This is a genomic window from Mangrovibacterium sp. (assembly GCF_059905295.1).
The window spans coordinates 1-4,728 of sequence record NZ_JBZQJF010000130.1; the positions used below are offsets into that span (position 1 = coordinate 1).

The 4,728-nt window shown below is 45.0% G+C and carries 2 protein-coding genes; one reads left to right on the forward strand and one right to left on the reverse strand.

Translation table 11 applies throughout. The features are described from left to right. Positions 1–809: 809 nt before the first annotated feature. Complete coding sequence (locus tag AC37HE_RS07040; RefSeq protein ID WP_500782096.1) at positions 810–1,961, reverse strand: hypothetical protein; 1,152 nt, start codon at positions 1,959–1,961, stop codon at positions 810–812. Between the two features lie 208 nt (positions 1,962–2,169). Here AC37HE_RS07040 and AC37HE_RS07045 point away from each other — a divergent pair, with 208 nt between their 5' ends. Next, the gene (locus AC37HE_RS07045; protein ID WP_500782097.1) at positions 2,170–3,981 is read left to right on the forward strand and encodes a glycoside hydrolase family 2 protein; all 1,812 of its coding nucleotides are present in this window, start codon (positions 2,170–2,172) and stop codon (positions 3,979–3,981) included. Positions 3,982–4,728 lie beyond the last annotated feature (747 nt).

Below are 4,728 nucleotides of genomic sequence, written 5' to 3' on the forward strand. Positions count from 1 at the left end.
AGAAGATGAGGGGGCCGTCAGCATTGATGGCCCTTTCTTATTTGCAGACTTTAGGGATCCGATCTTTTGAATAGATGGATCCCAATATATTTCTATAATGATTGAAGGATAGATGGGAAGGATTGAAAGAGCTGCAAGTGGTAACCCGGAGCAGATATTGACTTAACCCCAGAGGGGTGCAATTTGGGTAGAAAAAGACGCCTGCTCTGATCACGCGATGCTGGGCGAAGCGAAAAGATTGCCGCGTCCTCCTGCGTCGTCCTCGCAATGACGAATCCGGAACTTGAAACTTGAAACTTGGAACTTGGAACTTGGAACTTGGAACTTGAACGATTGCGCTTTCTTACTTCTACATTTCGAAATACGAAACTCGATGCTAAGAACCTTGGGAGATCGGACAATATAAAAATAGCTCACCCCATCAGGAGAGCCTGTGGACGGTCCTCCAGCCAGTTGGCAAGAACTTTGGCCAATGGGACACTTACCCAGCCCAATTGAACCGCAAAATTGCCAATGGGAGGCCCACTATGCCTGATTGAATGGGAGAAATTGCCAATGGGAGGCTCATTTTGCCCTATGAAATCAAAAAATTGGCCAATGGGAGGGGCAATCTTGCCAATGGAAATCGAAAATTGGCCAATGGGCGGCTTACTTTGCCCGATTGGAATCGAAAAATGACCGATGGACTACTCCACGAGCCAATGGGAGGGGCAATCTTGCCTCGGGGACAGGTCAGCCGCGGGTTTCAGCGAATTACAATTCCATCCAATAAGGTATATGGGTGCTTGTTCCAAAGAAAAACTTGCCATCTACTTGATTTCGGAAACCAAAACCGGTCTTAAACGCAAATTATTCCGTTCGATACCTGTTGTTTTGAACACAGCTGTAAAATTTGAAGGACGCCCGTCGAAATAACGATCGGCAAAGGCCTGAAGCGAATCTACATTCGTGAAATAATCAACAGTAGCTTTTACACCGATGTCGTGATCTGAAAAAAACATGAAACGGGCATTATTCCGCTCTCCGGCCATTCGGCAAACAATCGCATATTCCGAAACCAAGCCCTCAGTCATCAGGTTAAATTCGGATGCTTTATGCAGTGAGTCCCCTGAAAAGTGCAGGCTGTTTGTTTCCAGTTTAAAGTTGGGATTTCCTTCGTTAAACAATTGAATAAACTTGTTATCATTCTTTACCGGTCCCACATAAATTGAGTTGCCTTCTAAAATATCAGAATAAGTCAAGCTCGATGAAAAACGAATAGAATAGTCCCCCTGGTACTTTTGAAAAAGTGTTGCCAGTTCCTTGGCGGAGAAAACGGCCATTTCTGTTGAATAAAAATAGTTTGCCGGTGTTAGCTTATCTTTCAGCTCCGGATGTTGTTCCAGAAAGGCGTACAGATCGGCACTACTATTAATACCGTAATCGCGAAACCAGCCATGGCTTCCGGTTGGCAATTCCCCCATCAGACCATATGAATCTCCAACGACCAAATTTGTTGGTTCTCCGTTGGTAAAAAACGGCCTCCAAAATACAGGAGCCTCCTTTGTTCGCCCCATCCAAAATAAAAGTCCCCATGAAACAAGCAAAGCACCAATAAGCACTGGCACCAACCATCCGGCATATTGAGCTTTGGGCTTAGCTGTTTTAGGCTGCACAAAATCAACCCGATATTGCCCTTTCTCAATTACAATTCGCCAGATATCGTCCTTCCCTTCATTCCTGTAATAGCTCTCAAGCTTTTTCCGAAGGTTATAAATATTGACCCGTATCCGTGCATCTCCACTTTCCGGGTCAAACTTATCTCCCAGCAAATCCACCCCGATTGTTGTTTCTTTCAAATCCGTTCCGGCAATCGTGGCATTCACTAAATATTCCAGCAAAACCCGACTCGTTGGCGACTTTGCAAAGGTTGGTTGTGCCAATAAATGCGCTAGTAATTCTTTTTTTTCTATCTCGTTCAAGCTCGTTTCAACTTTAGTAACAGCAATCGTTAATCAACTGAAATAATTCCATATAGGCTGCCATTTTAACCGTTACAAATACCGTTAAACGGAGGTTAAATCTGGAAATCAGCACTAAATTTAGTTGCTTTAATTCTCAAATAAAAATCAGTACTCCGAATTGCCCAAATAATCCGGAGGAATTCATCTCAAACCTAATCGTAGTTCCATGAAAAACACAATTTTCTTCCTATTGTTCTTTGCCTGCTTCCAGCTACAAGCTCAACCCGATTTTATTACCAATGTTGACCACCGCACCAACACCAGCTTAGGCGGTAAGTGGAAATACATTATCGACCAGTACAACACCGGAGCAATCGGGTTTTCGCCGCTATACGAAAACAAAAAGCCCAAAGACAAAACAGACAGGGTTGAATACAGTTTCGATGATGCCCAAAGCCTGTGGGTGCCCGGATCATGGAATTCGCAAAAAGATAAGCTATACTATTATGAAGGCAGCATGTGGTTTCGCAAAACCTTTGACTATCAACCCAAATTGAAAAATTCGCGGGTCTTCATTTATGTAGGGGCAGCCAACTATAAAACCCAGTATTCTTTCAATGGCAAAAAGCTTGGAGAGCACGAAGGGGGCTTTACCCCTTTCAGCTTCGAGGTAACCGACCTGATCCGGGAGAAAGATAATTTTGTGATCCTGGGCGTAAACAACCGCCGCGAACCCGATTATATTCCGGGAATGGTCACCGACTGGTACAACTATGGGGGGATTACCCGAGATGTCAAGTTGATTGAAGTACCGCAAACCTTTATCGACGATTATACCATCTCCCTGAATAAAGAATCAATCAAGGATAAGGAAAAAGAAATTGACGGGAAGCTTGTTTTGAATGGTAAAAGCTTTCCTGCTGAAGCGACTGTCTCTATTCCGGAGTTAGGCATCAGCCAATCGGTACAAATTGATGCAGAAGGCAAAGGAACATTCAGCTTCAAATCGAAAAAGCTAACCCTTTGGAGCCCTGAAAACCCGAAACTATATACCATCAATATCGTTGCCGGAGAAGATCAGATGTCCGATGAGGTCGGTTTTCGAACCATTGAAACGAAAGGCAAACAAATTTTGCTGAATGGCGAGCCGATTTTCCTACGCGGAATTTCTATTCACGATGAAAACCCCATTCGCCGCGATCGTGCCAATTCGGTCGACGATGCCAAATTACTACTTGGCTGGGCGAAAGAGCTGGGCTGTAACTTTGCACGCCTGGCACACTATCCTCACCAGGAAAACATGGTCCGCCAGGCTGATAAAATGGGCATTCTGCTTTGGGAAGAATTGCCACTATACTGGGGCATCAACTGGAAAAGCGACAAGGTTCTGGAAAATGCCAAACGTCAGTATGCTGAAGTCATCCGTCGCGACAAAAACCGGGCAGCCAGCATTATTTGGAGTATTGCCAACGAAACAACTCCCGGCCCCGACCGGAATCATTTTCTGGGAGCAGTAGCGGATTATGTACGCGAACTGGATCCAACCCGACTCTTAAGTGCTGCCTGCAAGAAAGATGGCGGGAAGGATGGCGATAAAAGTAAAGTTTATACCGTCAGTGATCCGATAGCTGACAAACTGGATATCGTCAGCTTTAACGAGTACCTGGGATGGTATGGTGGAGCACCGGAAGAATGTCGGGAAAAAAGCTTCGAAATTGCCTACGACAAACCGGTTATCATCAGCGAATTTGGAGGGGGTGCAATTCAGGGCTTTCATGGCGACAAAACAACCCGCTGGAGCGAAGAATACCAGGAAAATATGTACAAGGAAAACATCGCGATGTTTGAGCGGGTTCCCGGCCTTTCGGGCATGACCCCCTGGATTTTGGTTGATTTTCAATCCCCCCTGCGCCAATTACCCAATGTTCAGGACGGTTGGAACCGCAAAGGATTGGTATCGGAAACAGGCCGGAAGAAGAAAGCTTTTTATGTGCTGCAAAACTATTATCAAAAGAAACAGGCAGAACAGACCAAATAGCTAAGTCGGGAAAGTTGGAGGATATTCAGATATCAGGTAGTCGTTATTACTGGTTGCTGGTTACTGGTTGCTGTCCACTATTTTCTATTCCCACCCAATCTTTAGATCTTTAACCAAGGTTGTGCCGCTGCCTCCCGATCCAGTGTATTGAACGCTAAATCCACCAAAGTTGTCGGGCTGTCTTGAAATACATTTTCAGCGCAATAATAGCGGTGTGGTGAGCAAAGGATCCGATCTTTCAGAAAGATCGGATCTCTTGGAACCGGAAACTTAATACTTGAAACTCCACCTTTACATGGGGAGGCAGGGCTCACCCGAATAAAAAATTCATGATTCGGAGGGAATCTTCAACAGGGATGAAAGTGGAGGAAAACAAGAGAAAGCAGTTGAAAACAATTGAAGACAATCGCATGAAGATGGAAGCTTGCTCGAAACGCTATCGGCCTTTTATCAAGACCGGTAAAATAAAACGTCTCACCCCAGCGGGGTGAAATATAGGTAGCCCCGGGTAAAACGAGGTTCCGACGAATGTCGGAAGCTCGTTTTACCCGGGGCTGTAGTAGATTTGCGTCTTTAGGCGCATGCTCTATGTTGCTTGTTGTGCAGATTGTGCATGCGCCGCATGGTTTGAATGATTCTTTTTTATTCTGTTCTTCTTTTGTGTCCTTTAGCCGGACGGGCTATTCCTTTTTCCCTTCAGCTGGAAAAAGGAATCAAAAAGAGCCGCCGCTGAATGAAAAATAGCTA